Source organism: Fulvivirga sp. AWR4_260 (assembly GCF_056158185.1).
Genome location: NZ_JBSWSU010000015.1, coordinates 250,154 through 266,589, shown reverse-complemented (window position 1 = coordinate 266,589; position 16,436 = coordinate 250,154). Strand labels below are relative to the sequence as shown.

15 protein-coding genes are annotated in these 16,436 nt (G+C 37.1%); 8 read left to right on the top strand and 7 right to left on the bottom strand.

Going from position 1 to position 16,436, the window contains the following annotated elements:
- Positions 1-108: 108 nt before the first annotated feature.
- Positions 109-1,584, bottom strand: a complete 1,476-nt coding sequence (gene proS / locus ACXACQ_RS07605) for a proline--tRNA ligase (RefSeq protein WP_474975333.1) — start codon at positions 1,582-1,584, stop codon at positions 109-111.
- Positions 1,585-1,723: 139 nt separating this feature from the next.
- Between proS and ACXACQ_RS07600 the strand changes: the two genes are divergently transcribed.
- Both ACXACQ_RS07600 and ACXACQ_RS07595 read left to right on the top strand, forming a co-directional pair.
- Positions 1,724-3,133 (top strand): hypothetical protein, encoded by a 1,410-nt coding sequence (locus ACXACQ_RS07600; protein ID WP_474975332.1) that lies wholly within the window; start codon positions 1,724-1,726, stop codon positions 3,131-3,133.
- A gap of 41 nt (positions 3,134-3,174) precedes the next feature.
- A complete protein-coding gene (locus ACXACQ_RS07595; RefSeq protein ID WP_474975331.1) occupies positions 3,175-4,743 on the top strand; it encodes an OmpP1/FadL family transporter in 1,569 nt (522 codons plus the stop codon).
- 55 nt (positions 4,744-4,798) lie between these two features.
- On the opposite strand, the gene ACXACQ_RS07590 is transcribed toward ACXACQ_RS07595, so the two are convergent.
- From ACXACQ_RS07590 to ACXACQ_RS07580, 3 genes are read right to left on the bottom strand one after another with little or no spacing between them, the layout of a single operon-like run.
- A complete protein-coding gene (locus ACXACQ_RS07590; RefSeq protein ID WP_474975330.1) occupies positions 4,799-5,308 on the bottom strand; it encodes a shikimate kinase in 510 nt (169 codons plus the stop codon).
- Complete coding sequence (locus ACXACQ_RS07585; protein ID WP_474975329.1) at positions 5,289-6,401, bottom strand: BT_3928 family protein; 1,113 nt, start codon at positions 6,399-6,401, stop codon at positions 5,289-5,291. The genes ACXACQ_RS07590 and ACXACQ_RS07585 overlap by 20 nt, the downstream gene beginning before the upstream one ends.
- Positions 6,394-6,945, bottom strand: coding sequence for a DUF1599 domain-containing protein (locus ACXACQ_RS07580; RefSeq protein WP_474975328.1), 552 nt, complete (start codon positions 6,943-6,945; stop codon positions 6,394-6,396). Before ACXACQ_RS07580 ends, ACXACQ_RS07585 begins: the two co-directional genes overlap by 8 nt.
- Positions 6,946-6,982: 37 nt before the next feature.
- Between ACXACQ_RS07580 and folP the strand changes: the two genes are divergently transcribed.
- Both folP and cdaA read left to right on the top strand, forming a co-directional pair.
- Positions 6,983-7,837 (top strand): dihydropteroate synthase, encoded by an 855-nt coding sequence (folP, locus tag ACXACQ_RS07575; RefSeq protein ID WP_474975327.1) that lies wholly within the window; start codon positions 6,983-6,985, stop codon positions 7,835-7,837.
- A gap of 6 nt (positions 7,838-7,843) precedes the next feature.
- Positions 7,844-8,716, top strand: a complete 873-nt coding sequence (gene cdaA / locus ACXACQ_RS07570) for a diadenylate cyclase CdaA (protein WP_474975326.1) — start codon at positions 7,844-7,846, stop codon at positions 8,714-8,716.
- Positions 8,717-8,775: 59 nt separating this feature from the next.
- On the opposite strand, the gene kbl is transcribed toward cdaA, so the two are convergent.
- Positions 8,776-9,972, bottom strand: coding sequence for a glycine C-acetyltransferase (gene kbl / locus ACXACQ_RS07565; RefSeq protein ID WP_474975325.1), 1,197 nt, complete (start codon positions 9,970-9,972; stop codon positions 8,776-8,778).
- A gap of 58 nt (positions 9,973-10,030) precedes the next feature.
- Positions 10,031-10,747 (bottom strand): hypothetical protein, encoded by a 717-nt coding sequence (locus ACXACQ_RS07560; protein ID WP_474975324.1) that lies wholly within the window; start codon positions 10,745-10,747, stop codon positions 10,031-10,033.
- A gap of 119 nt (positions 10,748-10,866) precedes the next feature.
- On the opposite strand from ACXACQ_RS07560, the gene ACXACQ_RS07555 reads away from it, so the two are divergent.
- Positions 10,867-11,814 (top strand): NAD-dependent epimerase/dehydratase family protein, encoded by a 948-nt coding sequence (locus tag ACXACQ_RS07555; RefSeq protein ID WP_474975323.1) that lies wholly within the window; start codon positions 10,867-10,869, stop codon positions 11,812-11,814.
- On the opposite strand, the gene ACXACQ_RS07550 is transcribed toward ACXACQ_RS07555, so the two are convergent.
- The gene (locus ACXACQ_RS07550; protein WP_474975322.1) at positions 11,800-12,828 is read right to left on the bottom strand and encodes a T9SS type A sorting domain-containing protein; all 1,029 of its coding nucleotides are present in this window, start codon (positions 12,826-12,828) and stop codon (positions 11,800-11,802) included. The genes ACXACQ_RS07555 and ACXACQ_RS07550 overlap by 15 nt on opposite strands.
- 256 nt (positions 12,829-13,084) lie before the next feature.
- Here ACXACQ_RS07550 and ACXACQ_RS07545 point away from each other — a divergent pair, with 256 nt between their 5' ends.
- The 3 genes from ACXACQ_RS07545 to ACXACQ_RS07535 are packed head-to-tail and all read left to right on the top strand — an operon-like array spanning position 13,085 to position 16,427.
- Positions 13,085-13,870, top strand: a complete 786-nt coding sequence (locus tag ACXACQ_RS07545) for an enoyl-CoA hydratase/isomerase family protein (RefSeq protein ID WP_474975321.1) — start codon at positions 13,085-13,087, stop codon at positions 13,868-13,870.
- A gap of 14 nt (positions 13,871-13,884) precedes the next feature.
- Positions 13,885-15,378: a lipopolysaccharide biosynthesis protein gene (locus ACXACQ_RS07540; RefSeq protein WP_474975320.1), complete on the top strand. Its 1,494-nt coding sequence runs from the start codon at positions 13,885-13,887 to the stop codon at positions 15,376-15,378.
- A 44-nt stretch (positions 15,379-15,422) separates the two neighbouring features.
- Positions 15,423-16,427 (top strand): sugar nucleotidyltransferase, encoded by a 1,005-nt coding sequence (locus tag ACXACQ_RS07535; protein WP_474975319.1) that lies wholly within the window; start codon positions 15,423-15,425, stop codon positions 16,425-16,427.
- Positions 16,428-16,436: the final 9 nt, after the last annotated feature.

The following is a 16,436-nucleotide window of genomic DNA, read 5'->3' as shown; positions in this document are numbered from 1 at the left end:
ACTAAGCCTATATTGCCAACTCTAAAGTCTTACACCAGACATCTTAGCCACAAATAAAAAATGCCACTCTTTCAAGCAGCATTTTTTCAAAAGATTTTTAAAATATTATCAATAAGCTTTCGCAAACAATACTCTTCTAGCAGAAGGCTTACCTGTATAAATACATTTTCCTTCCTCCTCAGCCGCATCCAAAGGAATACAACGTATTGTAGCTTTCGTCTCTTCTTTTATTTTTTCTTCAGTTTCAACAGTGCCGTCCCAGTGAGCTTCAATAAAACCACCTTTTTCCTCCAACACCTGCTTAAACTCTTCGTAGCTATCCACTTTGGTAGTCATTCCAGCTCTATAATCTAGTGCCTTTTTGTAGATATTTTCCTGAATCTCATTCAATAAATTCTCTACATAAGTTACCACATCATCTTTTGATACTACCTGTTTCTCTTTAGTATCTCTTCTTGCTATTTCTATAGTACCATTTTCCAAATCTCTAGGTCCAATAGCCATCCTCACAGGTACACCTTTCATCTCATACTCAGCAAATTTCCACCCCGGTGAGTTAGTATCTCTATCATCAAATTTAACAGAAATACCTAATTTCAAGAAAGCAGACTTCAGTTCATTAGCCAATTCACCAATTTTCTCAAGTTGCTCTTGAGTTTTAAAAATCGGCACTATTACCACTTGTATAGGAGCCAATTTAGGAGGTAACACTAAACCTTCATCATCAGAATGCGCCATAATTAACGCCCCCATTAATCGAGTGCTCACTCCCCAAGAAGTACCCCAAACGTGCTCAAGCTTTCCTTCTTTATCAGCAAATTTCACATCAAAAGCTTTAGCAAAATTTTGACCTAAGAAATGCGATGTTCCTGCTTGTAAAGCTTTTCCATCTTGCATTAGCGCTTCAATACAAAAAGTATCTAAAGCCCCTGGGAAACGCTCACTTTCAGACTTAACTCCTTTATGAACAGGCATAGCCATAAAATCTTCAGCAAAAGTGGCGTAAACATCCAACATTTGTTTTGTTTCTGCCACAGCCTCATTCTTAGTAGAGTGAGCCGTATGACCTTCTTGCCACAAGAACTCTGCTGTTCTTAAAAACAACCTCGTTCTCATCTCCCACCTTACCACATTGGCCCATTGGTTAACCAAAATTGGCAGGTCTCTATAAGATTGAATCCAGTTTTTATAGGTACTCCATATTACAGTTTCAGAAGTAGGACGAACAATCAGTTCTTCATCAAGCTTAGCTTCAGGATCTACAACCACACCACTTCCATCTTCCGCATTTTTCAATCTATAGTGGGTTACTACCGCACATTCCTTGGCAAAACCTTCAACATGATCAGCCTCTTTACTTAAATATGATTTAGGAACAAAAAGAGGAAAATAAGCATTAGAATGCCCTGTATCTTTAAACATCTTATCAAGCGCTGCTTGCATCTTCTCCCATATGCTATATCCATATGGTTTTATGATCATACAACCCCTTACAGGTGAGTGTTCTGCAAGGTCCGCTTTTTTCACTAACTCATTGTACCACTGAGAGTAATCCTCACTTCTTTTTGGTAGTCCCTTACCCATAATTATTGGTATAAAATTTGATGTTGATTAGTTTGAAACTTCAGAAACGGCAAATATACAGATAATATTAGCACTACATATATCTGTTTTTGGGAATTGTCGTATAATGAATTATGTTTATATACCAAATTGGAAGATCATGAATACGTATTTAAAAAAATTTCCGGCTATATTAAGCATATCCATATTATCCTTAGGTTCTGCATTTGCTCAAGAGTACGATGATATGTACTTCAACTCAAATGATAGGGTCAAAATTAAAAAAGTAAATGAGGATGATAAGGTGGTGCAAGACATTGACGAAGTTCAGGACCTATCTCCTGCTGCTGATGAAAATTATAGCAGCAAGCACATTAACCCTGAATATTTGGCAAGGTATCAAGCCAAAACCAAAACTGACTACAGCAGTGATAGTCAGTATGCTAGCAACAATGAAAACACTTCTATTGAAGATGATAATCAATACTATGATGAATCATATGCCGACAATCAGAACTACAATAGTTCGGTAAGTTCTTATCAAAACAATGCTGATGTAGTAGTAAGAGATCGATACGGCAACACTACTTATTACAATAATGCTAACGACTATTATTGGAATGATCCAGTGGCCTTCAGAAACTATTATGGATATGGTGGATATGGCAACGGAGGATTCGGATATAATAATTTCTATCGCCCAATTAGATCTGGCTGGTCACTATCTTTAGGCTTTGGCAACTCTTGGGGATATTATGGAAATCGTTGGAACACAGGATTTTCAATCGGATATAACTGGGGCTGGGGCAACAGCTATTATGGATATTGCGATCCATTCTACTCTGGATATTACCCTGCATTCTATTCTCCCTACTACGGATATGGGTTTAATGATTATTATGGATATGGAAATTATTATGGATACCCTTATAATAGAGTTGTAGTTATAAACAACTACGAAAAGAGAAATACAAGATCTTATAGAAATTCTGGTGATACCAGAAGAAGTACAGACGCATATACTACCAGAAGAGGATCATCACAATCTACTTCATCTCGAAGCTCATCAGTAAGTAACGGACGTACTTCCAGCAGCAGAGACTATAGTAGTGCACAAAGCAGATATTACAGAAGATCACGATCAGCTGTAGAATCTACTTCTAACAATTCATCTAATAGCAGAAGTAGTTCTAATTATAGAGGCACCTCATCAACGTCAAGGTCTTCCTCTAACTATACAGCTCCTACGAGAAGAAGCTCCAGTAGAGGTTCTTACAATTCTACTCCTAGTAGAAGCAGCAGAAGCAACAGCTCATATAGTACTCCTAGCAGAACTAGAAGCTCATCTCCTTCCTACAACAGTTCAAGAAGCAGATCATCTTCACCTAGCAACAACAGATCGAGTACATCTCCAAGCAGAAGCAGGTCATCTTCCCCTAGCTATAATAGGTCTAGTTCCTCTTCTAGCAGCAGAAGTAGTTATTCAGGAGGTAGTTCAAGGTCTAGCAGTAGCAGTTCAAGATCTAGTAGCGGAAGCAGATCCGGAAGCTCTAGAAGAGGTGGCCGTTAATAGACACTAAAAGGAGATTCTTTTAAATTCGTATTAAACTCATGCATTTTATCAATAAGCTTATACTAATAAGCCTGCTACCTCTTTGCCTATCGCTAACGGTGCAGGCTCAATATCAAGATGTTGGAAATTTTACAGGTACAGTATTAGATATGTCGCAAACTATCCCTGGGGGTAGTGCGCGTACTCAAGGCCTAGGAGGGGCACAAACAGCGTTAGGTGGCGATATCAGTTCGGTATCAGGCAACCCTGCCGGTTTAGGGTTCTTTAATAAATCAGAAATTTCTTTTAGTCCTTCTTTTAATATACTTAATACTTCCAGCAACTATTTAAACAACAAAGAAAGCGATGGCAGATTAAATCTCAACTTCGCCAACCTGGGAATAGTAATAAACAATTCTAAAGGTGACTTAGTAGAAGGCGCCTGGCGAGGCGGGTCTTTCGGTTTCAGCATGAATAGAATAGCCAGCTTTCAAAATCAAATAAGTTACTCTGGCAATTCATTCAATGATTTAGATGGAGGTCAAGTGGTTTTGGATAGAGATTATCCTAAGGATATTATTGAATATGCGGTATTGAACTCTCAATTAGACATTGAGAACAATTTCGACTACAATGCCTCTGGCGTAATCAGCTCTTTGGCTTACAACCAGTATCTTACTGACATATTTCAACTACAAGACGGCAGCTATATTGTAGATAGAAATATTTATGGAGGCAACAATTATAACATTCCAGCTTACCCAGAACCCGATTTCCCCACACATCAAAGCGAAACCATTGATACTAGAGGAGGCATATACCAAACAAGCGCTTCTTACGGAGGAAACTTTAATGACAAAATATATTTGGGAGCATCAATATCGGTACTTTCATTAAGAAAAAGCATAGAAAGGGTTTACACTGAACTCCCTACTGCTACAGACCTAAATTATTTGGAATTAACGGAAAATTCTGAACTAAGAGGGGTTGGAACCAATGCCACACTAGGTTTAATAGTAAGACCGTTTACACCTATTCTCTTAGGAGTATCTTATACCACGCCTAGTTATTACCGAGTAGAGCAAAGACAAACCTACAGGTTAGAAACTCAGTTCTTTGACGAATCTAGTCCAAGCTCCTCCACTGATGGCTACAACACATTTAAATACAGTGTAAAAACGCCAGAACGCTTAAAAGGTGGAGTCACTTATTTCCTTGGTAAAAATGGTTTTGCCACAGGTGAAATCGAATATGTAAATTATTCATCGGCCAACGTAAAAAACCCTTCTTCTGATGGACCAACTAACTTTGACACCGACAATAACCTGATTAATAATGCTGAATCAGTATTTAATTTTAAAGGTGGATTAGAATACAGGTTTGGAGAATATAGAATTAGAGGTGGGTACAGTTACTACGAAGACCCCTATTCGAATGATGGCATTGACGAAAGCAATAGCTTAATAACTGTGGGTGCCGGATATAGAACCAGAGATTACTACTTTGATTTAGGAATTAGTCAGAGCTTGGGCAAAGAATCTAGCACACAACCTTACCCATACTCAGGTGTAGCACTTATAGAAAATAAAAATACAATGGCCACTTTCTCACTTGGCTTCTTCTTTTAAAGAAAATAAAAAAGGGATCTTAAAGATCCCTTTTTTATTTCATCGCTAGTACGTTTTACTTTTTCAATTGATCTACCAGACTATCTAATCCTTCTTCACTTCGCCACTTAACATCTGCCTGTTCGTAATATTTTATACGCGAATCAAACAAGTGCTGAAGAGTTTCCTTTAAATCCGCTGAAGCGAGCTTCGGACGCTTTCCGGTCTCAGCATGATCCATCCTCTTTAATATCTGATCTACAGACTCATTAATAAACACGCTTACGCCCTTTTGATTAATATAGCTCATATTATCAAAAAAGCATGGAGTACCTCCACCTGTGGCCAAAACCATCTTTTCTGATGAATCTAATATTCGCTTTAGCATCTCGCTTTCTAGCTCTCTAAAAAAACGCTCTCCTTTTTCCTGAAACAACGCTGAAATAGTAGTGCTAGATTGCTTTTCTACATAATGATCTAAGTCCACAAAATGCAAACCCAGTTTATGTGCTAGCTGCGTACCTAAGGTAGTTTTACCTGAGCCAGGCAAACCTACTAGTATAATTTTATCCTTTAATAAGTTCATTCACCTTCTCCGCTTCTGGCACATCATTGTAGTGCCACTTTCCTAATACTGTACCATTATTTAATAATAACACTCCAGGATTAGACCTAATCATAGCCTTTAAAACTGTAGCATCAATCTGATAATATGGCACTGCCAACTGATACTCATGTCGTAATTTTTCAAAATCTGCTGCATTGGCAGAAGTAAGTACTATTGGTTCTACACCACTGTCTAAGCCATTAACCAAATTGTTAATCTCTCCCATATGCTCTTTATCCGCATTTTGTGTATCATAAAACACAAGAAATAACTTATTACCTTTAAACGTTTCTTCTGTATAATCTTCTCCATCAGGCTTCATCACCTGATAATCTGTAATTTTTGGTGTTGACTTTTTAGGGTTAGCAACATGAGAAGAAACATATTCGTAACCGTCTTTAGGCAAAAGATATTTCTCAGAAACCACTTCTTCTCCTGCCTTATCCTTAAATAAGTACACAATTTTGGCTGGCTCTTCAGCTATCATTTGCTCGGGCAAATTATTACCGATTTTATATGGCCTAAAATCTATATATGGTAAATGAGCAACTGCATAAATCCCTAAAGCAAAACAAACAACCGTTACCAAACCTATTACAGGAGTAGTAACCTTATCTGATAATTCTGCTGCATATTGTTTTCTGTACCAAAACAAATGCATTACAAAAACCATCAAAATCACATCTTTATAAAAAGATTGCCATGGATCCAGAGGAATTGCGTCCCCAAAACATCCACAGTCAGTAACCTTATTAAAATACGCTGAGTAAAAGGTTAAAAAGGTGAAGAACACCATTAACCCCAACAATATTTTAGAAGTAAGATTCATTTTATAGTTGAGCAAAACAGCTACACCAAGCACCACTTCTAGTACAATAAGCACCATACCAATATATAGTGCAAAAGGAATAAAAAGCTCAAAAAACGAACCAAAATCACCAGAAAAAACCTCGAAATATTCCTCAAGCTTAATTTTAGTCCCTATGGGATCATTCAGTTTTATAAGTCCTGAAAATATAAAAAGTGAACCTACAAATACTCTTGAGAAAATATCTATGCCTTTCTTAATCATTGCTCAAAAAATTAAGTTTAATTAATGAAAACACTGAATAATTGATCATATCTTGGTAATTAGCCTTAACACCTTCTGAAACCAATGTATGCCCTTGATTATCCTCAATTTGTTTTACTCTCAATAACTTCATAAGAATGATATCAGTAATAGAGCTCACTCTCATTTCTCGCCATGCCTCACCGTAATCGTGATTTTTATTTTTCAACAATTCAAGTGTCTCATCGGCTACACGCGTGTAAATAGGCTCTAGTTCATCATAACTCAATTCTAAACTGTCATTATCCGTCAATTCAATTTGAATAACCGCCATAATACAGTAATTGATAATGCCCACAAACTCTGAAGTTATATCTTCGCCTACTTTTTGCTCTCCTTTATCTTGAATAGACCTAATTCTCTGTGCTTTAATATAAATTTGGTCTGTAATGGAAGGCAACCTTAAAATTCTCCATGCAGTGCCATAATCTTTTGTTTTCTTTTCGAAAAGTTCTTTACACTGCTCAATAACATGCTTATATTCGCTGACCGTTTTATCTATCAATTTTTATAACTATTTTATTATAGAACCTATTTTTAGCGTGGCGAAAGATACAGTTTTTTCAGGTAAAAACACCCTCCACCTCAAGGGAAATATACTAGACCTCTCCTCTCCTGTGGTCATGGGAATACTTAACATAACACCTGATTCATTTCATGATGGAGGTGAGCACAACACAGAAAAAGCCGCAATGGCGCATGTTCAAAAAATCATTAAAGAAGGTGCAAGCATTATAGACATTGGTGGGTATTCATCTCGTCCCGGAGCAGCACACATTACTGAAGACGAGGAAGCGTCTCGCATTACCCCCATAATACGAAATATCACACAGGAATTTCCTGAAGTTTTTATATCCGTTGACACTTTTAGAAGCAAGGTAGCCGAAAAGGCCATTAACGCAGGTGCACATATCATCAACGATATATCTGGAGGCACACTTGACCATAACATGTTTAATGCTGTGGCAGATTTAGATGTTCCGTATATACTAATGCATATGAAAGGAACCCCACAAACCATGAAGGAGGAATGCAACTACGACAACCTACTTCTAGAAATGTTAGATTTTTTTCAAAAAAGAATAAGTCAATTACACGATAAATCTGTTAAAGATATAATTATAGATCCTGGGTTTGGCTTTGCAAAATCACAGGAACAGAATTATGTATTGCTAAAAAATTTGCATTACTTTATGACTTTAGGCTTACCTTTGTTAGCAGGGCTATCTCGCAAGTCAATGATTTATAAATCATTGAACATAGATCCATCGTTAGCGCTTAATGGTACTACTGCATTAAATACCATTGCATTAATGAACGGAGCTAAGATATTGAGAGTCCATGATGTTAAAGAAGCAGTAGAGGCAGTTAAACTTTTTAAACTCACTTATAATTAAAACACATTGATATACTTGTTCAGCATAGGATTTCTTGAAATTAGCTGGGTTGATATCATCGATATCATGTTAGTGAGTGTATTGCTTTATCAAGTATATAAATTAATGCGGGGTAGCGTAGCCGTGAAGATTTTCTTGGGCGTGTTATCTCTTTACCTCATCTACCTTATAGTAAGGGCTGCCCAAATGGAACTTCTAGGTCTTATACTAGGCCAGTTTATGGGAGTTGGAGTGCTTGCTGCCATAATCTTATTTCAACCCGAAATAAGGAAATTTTTGCTCTTGATAGGAAAAACTACCGATTTCAACAAAGGAAACTTCTTCAATAATTTATTAATTTGGAAAAAGCATACTCCTAAAGAAACATTTAATATCACGCCTATTATAGAAGCCTCAAAAACCTTGGGAGGGTCTAACACTGGCGCTTTGATAGTAATTTCGAAAGATTCAGAATTAAAGTTTTATGCTGAATCTGGCGATATTATAGACGCCTTTTTATCTAAGAGATTATTACTTTCAATTTTCAACAAATACAGTCCTCTGCATGATGGCGCAGTAATAGTGTACAAAGGAAAAATAAAAGCCGCTCGATGCGTGCTCCCTGTATCCGAAAGTGATAGTTTACCTGCTCAATTTGGTCTTAGGCATCGCGCAGCACTAGGCATGTCTGAAGTTACTGATACCTTAATTTTAATTGTATCAGAAGAAACAGGTCAGTTTTCTTTAGCAAGAAACGGCAAACTTACTCACAACCTATCCCCTCAAGAATTAAGAAAAAATATTAATGACTACCTTACTATGGAAGACAACAAAAAGGCTTCCAAAGAAACAAAGGAAGCCACTTCTAGCACAAAAAACGAAGCTAACGCAGGAGCATAAAAAAAGCTAAGGCCAATTTTACCTGGACCTTAGCTCTATAAATATCTGCGTGAGTTACATTACTTCAACACACCTAATTCTTTACCTACTTCCGTAAATGCTGTGATTGCCTTATCTAAGTGGCTTCGATCATGTGCAGCTGAGATCTGAACCCTAATCCTAGCCTGACCTTTAGGCACCACAGGATAAAAGAATCCTATCACATAAATGCCTTTCTCCAACAATTGCTCAGCAAATTTTTGAGCTAAAGGAGCATCATACAACATTATAGGCACAATCGGATGTTCTCCGGGCTTAATATCAAAGCCAGCGGCAGTCATCTTCTCTCTAAAATATTTCGTATTTTCCTCCAGCTTATCTCTCAACTCAGTAGTTTCACTAAGCATATCAATAACGGCAATAGAAGCTCCCGTTATTGATGGCGCTAAAGTATTTGAAAATAAATATGGTCTTGATTTCTGCCTGAGTACCTCTATAATTTCTTTACGAGCCGAAGTAAAACCACCAGATGCGCCTCCAAGAGCCTTACCCAAAGTGCCTGTGATAATATCTATTCTACCCATCACATCTCTATACTCATGCACACCTCTACCTGTTTTTCCCATAAAACCAGTAGAATGACACTCGTCAATCATTACCAAAGCGCCATATTTATCCGCCAAATCACAAATTTTATCCAACTGGGCTATGGTTCCATCCATTGAAAAAACTCCATCAGTAACAATGATTTTCTCTTTTGCCCCAGCCTCATTAGCCTCAATGAGCTTAGCCTCCAAGTCTGCCATATCATTATGAGAGTATCTATACCTCATAGCCTTACATAATCTCACTCCATCTATAATAGAAGCATGATTCAATGCATCTGATATGATTGCATCTTCTGGTCCTAATAGTGGTTCAAAAACACCTCCATTAGCATCAAATGCAGCAGCATATAAAATTGTATCTTCGGTACCTAAAAACTCTGATATCTTTTGCTCTAATTCTTTATGAATGTCTTGCGTACCACATATAAATCTAACGGAAGACATACCATATCCATGAGAATCAATAGCCGCTTTTGCCGCAGCCAACGTCTTTGGGTGCGATGAAAGACCTAAATAATTATTCGCACAAAAATTAATTACCTCATTCCCTTCAGTGGTTTTTATATCAGCACCTTGAGGTGTAGTAATTATGCGCTCATTTTTATACAAACCAGCCTCTTTGATAGACTCCAGTTCCTTTTCTAATTTCTCTTTTAGACTACCGTACATATTTTATAATTATTGATCCTGTTTATATTTAAGCTATTATATTATTTCAAATTAAACCTTAATCGGAATCTGGTTTCCTAGGTTTTATTTTTGGCTTTAACATTTTAGGTTTCGGCTTTTCTTCGATGTTATCTTCCTGCTTTTTAATAACAGGTTTCACCTTTTTTATTACCGGCTTCACCTTTTTTGGTGCGCTGTCCTCTTCTTTCTTAGTTATTACTGGCTTAGCAGGTTTAGGCTTCACTACGGGCTTTACTGGTATTTTGGGCTTTGCCATTTTAGGCTTACTGACCTCTTCACTCGAGTCATCCTTTTTCTTAATTACAGGCTTAGCCTTAATTACAGGCCTTGCTGCTTTTTTCGTTGCACCAGTGCCCCCCTCACTTGAAGCCCCCTCGGGTTTAGCAGCATTAATTTTAGGCTTAGCCATTTTTGGTTTTATCTTAGGCTTAGGCGCAGCGCCCGTACCTTCACCACCCTCCACCTTAGGCTTAGCAACCTGAGGTTTTGCTGCCACCTTCACTGCAGGTCTTTTCACCCCTCCTACTGCTGGCTTTGCCATTTTCTTAACCGCCTGCGGTTTACTCTCCTCCTCCAGCTCTACATATAAAAACCTCCTACGCAATGGGTTAATTAAATACAGCTTCTGTGAAGTAAAACTATTAGGGCTCATCTGCTCAAAAATCACACGTAGATCTTCCCATGCAGAAGGCTCAGCCTCTTTAAATCGATCTGAATCAATTTTTTTCTTATGTAAATACTCTTGAAATTCCATAGGTATAGGACAAATATAAAAACTTTATGCTGACCTGTTTTATAGCTAGTCGCCTTTTGGGATAGATAGTTATAAATTGGTAATTTCGCACGTCATTATTTTTTTATAGCATATTGAAAATGAACAAGGTACTGGTAATTGGCGCATGCGGACAGTTAGGCTCAGAACTAACTTTAGCATTAAGGGATTTATATGGTGTAGACAATGTAATAGCCTCAGACATAAGGCATCCGGAAGGGAGCTTAGCAGATGGTCCTAGCGTTATACTTAACGTAATGGACAAAGAAGCTTTATCCAAAATAATAGACGATTATCAAATCACAGAAATTTATCATTTAGCTGCTATCCTTTCTGCTAAAGGAGAAAGTGACCCGAAATTTGCTTGGGACCTCAACATGAACAGCCTGCTCTACGTGCTAGAATTAGCTAGAGAAAAACAGCTAAAGAAAATTTACTGGCCTAGCTCTATTGCTGTTTTTGGTCCTGACACGCCTAAAAATGACACCCCACAGAATACTGTAATGAATCCCAATACAGTATATGGCATTAGTAAACAAGCCGGAGAAAGATGGTGCGAATATTACCATGAAAAATTTGGTGTAGATGTAAGAAGTCTAAGATATCCGGGAATTATCGGGTATAAAACCAAACCTGGCGGTGGCACTACTGATTATGCCGTGGACATTTTTTATAAAGCTTTAGAAGATGGTAAATATGAAAGCTTCTTAAGGGAGGATTCTTATTTACCTATGATGTATATTGATGATGCCATCAAAGCAACCATCGATTTAATGCAAGCACCCGCAGAAAAAATCAAAGTAAGATCGAGCTACAACTTAGCCGCCATGAGCTTCTCGCCTTACGAAATCGCTGAAGAAATAAAAAAGCACCTACCCGATTTTGAAATCAGCTACACCCCTGATTTTAGACAAAAAATTGCGGACTCCTGGCCAAATTCAATAGATGACTCAGAAGCCCGCAAGGAGTGGAATTGGAATCCAGAACATGATTTAAGTTCTATGACTAAAACTATCCTGGAAGGCTTGAAAATTTTACTCAACAATTAAACGAGTAGATGTAGAGTAAGCGCCTGATGCTATTTTCACCACATAATATCCAGCATCAAATTTAGCATCAAGCGCTATAGCTCCGTACGTAGAATGGTGTGTTGCTGCATAAATTTCTTTTCCTGAATAAGAGAATACTGATATTTTAAGCTCCTCCTCGTCATCTGCACCTGTCATTAACTTAACTTGAGCATCTTTCATTGCAGGATTAGGATACACTGTCAAATCCTTTATGGTAGTAACCTCAACCTTTTCCACAGCAAAATATTCTGTTGTCCCATCAAAATCCGTTTGACTTAGCCTGTAGTAAGAAGTTCCATAAAAAGGGGCATTATCTACAAAAACATAATCTAACTCCTCATCGCTAAACCCTGCACCTTTTACTAATTCTATCACTTCAAAATCAACTCCATTAGAAGATCTTTCTACAGTGAAATAATCATTATTTTCTTCAGAAGCTGTAGCCCATTTCACATTAACATGATTATTTACATTTTCCACTGAAAAGTACATTAAAGAAACAGGCAACGTTCCGTTGTAATCTTTATTCATATAGCCTGGACCATAAACATCTCCATCATTACCAGACCACACAAAATCGCCTCCAAAAGCTACTTTCTCAGAATTTCCAGGGCCTGTACCTGTCAATCTGCCATTAGACGTAAACTCTATATATGAATCTTCGGTTAATCTTAACTTTTTTGATATTGAAAGAATGGCGTCAACAACTATCGCAACATCCTGATTAATAGTTAAATCAGAATTTAATGAAACATTATCATCGATTATAAACTCATCTCCCGCTTGAATGGGTATAGCAGACCATGTACGCCCAACACCAGTAGTTGTTGTAGACCAAATTGCACTCGACTCCCATACTCCAGCACCGGTAGTATAATAAGTAGTAGAAAAAACATTAAATGAAAAAAAACAACCGATAATCAATAACAAAGCCTTTACCATAATCTCTTCCTCCTTTTTATTTTTATACTTTTTTAGCCACAAAAGTAACATGTGTAAGAAATAAAATAATTAAACAAAAAAGAATATTATACTGAATAAAAGAAAAAACCCCATCAAATTATTAAATAAACCGATTTTATACGAAATATTATTCACCATAGAATTAATCAAAATAAATTAAACAGAGCAGAAAAAAGACGATATTACATGTAAGTTTTATTAATTATTAAATAAGATGGGTCTGCTTATTAATGATTTTTCGTTTGATCAATCTCTCGTATATTTGAGCCAAATATTAAACATTGCTATGAGCTTATATCAAAATCTAACTGAGAAGATTGAAAATGGCATTTTAACCCTCACTATTGCGAGGCCTGAGAGCTTAAATGCCCTAAACGGAGATACAGTTGAAGAGCTTAGAACCGCCATACAAGATGTGTATGACAATAAGGATATAAAAGGAGCTATAATTACTGGCTCAGGAGAGAAGGCATTTGTGGCTGGAGCAGATATTAAGGAGTTCACAGAACTCAATGAGCTCAATGCAAGAAAATATGCTGAAAACGGACAAGAGGTTTTCTCATTAATAGAACAATGCGAAAAGCCAATAATTGCGGCTATTAACGGCTATGCATTAGGCGGGGGCTGTGAATTAGCCATGGCATGCCATATTCGTATTGCCAGCGAAAACGCAAAATTTGGCCAACCAGAAGTAACTTTAGGTATAATCCCAGGCTTTGGTGGCACTCAGCGCTTAACTCAGCTAGTAGGCAAAGGAAAAGCTATTGAGTTAATGACTACTGGAGATATGATAGGAGCCAACGAAGCTAAAAGCATAGGCTTAGTCAACCACGTGGTAGAAACTCAAGGTGAGTTAATGGAACTAAGCAACAAAATAATGAGTAAAATAACAGCCAAAGCACCACTAGCTGTAGGTATGGTTATTAACTGCGTTAATGCTTTTTATACCGCAGAAGAAAATGGTTATCAAACCGAAGCTAACAGTTTCTCCAACTGTACGAAAACAAAAGATTTTCAAGAAGGAACACAAGCCTTCATACAAAAAAGAAAGCCTGAATTTAAAGGCGAATAATACATTAATATGATATGAGCCAGCTTAAAAAATTAGCTGGAGATACCGCTATATATGGAGCTAGCAGCATAATTGGGCGTATGCTCAACTATATACTAGTTCCATACTATACTGAGGTTTTTCTTCCAGAAGAATATGGTGTAGTTACTGAATTCTATGCATATGCCGCATTTTTTAATGTACTGTATGTATACGGGCTCGAAACTGCCTACTTTAGATTTGCCTCTGCGGATAAAACTAATGAAGGTGGCATTTACAACTCAGCCGTCACCTGCATATTAATTACTAGCGTAATCCTATCGGGGACAATTAGCTTATTTGCTACTCCTATTGTCGAGTATTTGCGCTATCCGGGTAAAGAAAATTTTGTTTACTGGTTCGCTGCTATTTTTGCAATAGATGCTGTACTGGCAATACCCTTCGCCAAACTAAGGCTAGAAAACAAGGCTAAACTCTTTGCAATAGCCAAGTTGCTCAACATTATGTTAAATATAGGTCTGAATTTATTTTTCATCACCTTATGCCCTAAAATATACAATGGAAGTGTTTTACCTGCACTTAAACCTCTAATTGAGATGGTTTACTCCCCCAACTTTAGTGTTGGCTATGTATTCTTATCTAATTTACTGGCCAATGCAGCACTAATATTTATACTGTCTAAAGAACTATTTCGCCTCCGGTTTAACATTAACTGGAGCATACTTAAGCCAATGCTTAAATATGCGTATCCGTTACTTTTCACAGGCTTAGCCTATGTTACCAATGAAATGTTATCTCGATGGGCCTTAAAATACTGGCTACCAGAAAACCTGTACCCCGGCTATGACAATTTGGCTATCCTGGGAATTTTCGGAGCTGCATATAAGCTCAGCATCTTTATGACGCTGGGAATCCAAGCATTTAGATACGCTGCTGAGCCTTTCTTTTTTAGCAAAGCTCAAGATAAAAATTCGCCACAGCTTTTCTCTAATGTAATGCACTGGTTCATCATTTTTGGCTGTATTGTTTTACTTAGTGTATCTATCAACCTTGATGTTCTTCAATATATTTTTGGAAATAAGGACTACAGAACCGGCATTGATATAGTGCCAATATTATTACTCGCTAATCTATTTTTGGGCATTTATTATAACTTATCAGTCTGGTACAAGGTATCTGACAAGACTTACTATGGAACCTACATTACTTTTATAGGTGCCTTTTTCACTATATTATTAAACTACCTACTCATACCAACTTTTGGCTATAAGGGCAGTGCTGTAGTTACTCTTTTAGTATACTTAATAATGACCGCAATAAGTTACTTTTTGGGCAAGAAGCATTACCCTATACCTTATAAAGTTGGCCGAGGTTTAATCTACATTGTTTTCACTTTGGCCCTCACCTATCTCATTATGAATGTGGACATTTCTTCGTTATGGATAGCTACCCCACTCCATATATTAATAATAGTATCATATATAGCAGTGATCTACTGGGTAGAACGCCCACGTTTTATAAAAAAATAAAACTTATTCGTTAGTTTTACCCTCAAATTTTTAGAAAAATCCTTATGAATATAATAGTACCAATGGCGGGTAAAGGCACTCGCCTAAGACCACATACACTGACTATACCTAAACCTTTAATGCCAATTGCTGGTAAACCTATAGTACAACGTCTTGTAGAAGATATAGCCAAAGTGTGTGATGAAAAAATCGACAACATAGGCTTTATTATAGACAGAGACTTTGGTAGTGCTATAGAGCAAAACTTAAAACTTATTGCTCAATCAGTAGGTGCTGAAGGACATATATGTTACCAAGATGAAAAATTAGGAACTGCTCACGCTATATTATGTGCCAAAGAACTATTGGCTGGTAATGTAATCGTAGCCTTTGCCGACACCTTATTCAAAGCCAATTTCAAGCTCGATACATCTAAAGATGGCATAGTGTGGGTGCAAAAGGTTGATGACCCTTCAGCATTTGGAGTAATCAAACTGGATAATAACGAAGTAATTACTGACTTTATAGAAAAGCCTCAAACTTTTGTATCTGACTTGGCCATAATCGGAATCTATTACTTTAAAGATGGTGCTTACCTTAAAGATGAGCTTCAATATTTGATAGACAACAACATCATGGATAAGGGCGAATACCAATTGACCGTAGCGCTCGAGAATATGAAGCAGAAGGGAACCAAGTTTGTACCTGGCGAAGTAAGCGAGTGGCTAGACTGTGGCAATAAAAATGCTACCGTATTCACTAATATGAGATACCTCGATTACATAAAAGATCAGCAACTAATCTCTAACAGCCTTAAGCAAACTAATACGGTAATTATACCTCCTGTTTATATTGCTAAAAATGTAGAAATAGAAAATTCAGTGGTAGGTCCTTATGTATCTATTGGAGAAAATACTGTAGTAAAAAATAGCATTATCCAAAACTCAATAATACAAAGCAACACCAATATTAATAATGCAAACTTCGAAAACTCCATGTTAGGAAATTTCGTTACTTTTGAAGGCAAGCCGCAAGATTTAAGTATCGGAGATTACACTACATTGAAATAAAAAACACTA

Bases quoted from the DNA above. Each gene is read 5' to 3' on its own strand.
- ACXACQ_RS07560 (WP_474975324.1), bottom strand. From the start codon at position 10,747: ATGGAATTTCAAGAGTATTTACATAAGAAAAAAATTGATTCAGATCGA.
- ACXACQ_RS07585 (WP_474975329.1), bottom strand. From the start codon at position 6,401: ATGATTAAGAAAGGCATAGATATTTTCTCAAGAGTATTTGTAGGTTCA.
- ACXACQ_RS07600 (WP_474975332.1), top strand. From the start codon at position 1,724: ATGAATACGTATTTAAAAAAATTTCCGGCTATATTAAGCATATCCATA.
- ACXACQ_RS07540 (WP_474975320.1), top strand. From the start codon at position 13,885: ATGAGCCAGCTTAAAAAATTAGCTGGAGATACCGCTATATATGGAGCT.
- ACXACQ_RS07555 (WP_474975323.1), top strand. From the start codon at position 10,867: ATGAACAAGGTACTGGTAATTGGCGCATGCGGACAGTTAGGCTCAGAA.
- kbl (WP_474975325.1), bottom strand. From the start codon at position 9,972: ATGTACGGTAGTCTAAAAGAGAAATTAGAAAAGGAACTGGAGTCTATC.
- ACXACQ_RS07545 (WP_474975321.1), top strand. From the start codon at position 13,085: ATGAGCTTATATCAAAATCTAACTGAGAAGATTGAAAATGGCATTTTA.
- ACXACQ_RS07595 (WP_474975331.1), top strand. From the start codon at position 3,175: ATGCATTTTATCAATAAGCTTATACTAATAAGCCTGCTACCTCTTTGC.
- ACXACQ_RS07590 (WP_474975330.1), bottom strand. From the start codon at position 5,308: ATGAACTTATTAAAGGATAAAATTATACTAGTAGGTTTGCCTGGCTCA.
- ACXACQ_RS07535 (WP_474975319.1), top strand. From the start codon at position 15,423: ATGAATATAATAGTACCAATGGCGGGTAAAGGCACTCGCCTAAGACCA.
- ACXACQ_RS07550 (WP_474975322.1), bottom strand. From the start codon at position 12,828: ATGTTACTTTTGTGGCTAAAAAAGTATAAAAATAAAAAGGAGGAAGAG.
- proS (WP_474975333.1), bottom strand. From the start codon at position 1,584: ATGGGTAAGGGACTACCAAAAAGAAGTGAGGATTACTCTCAGTGGTAC.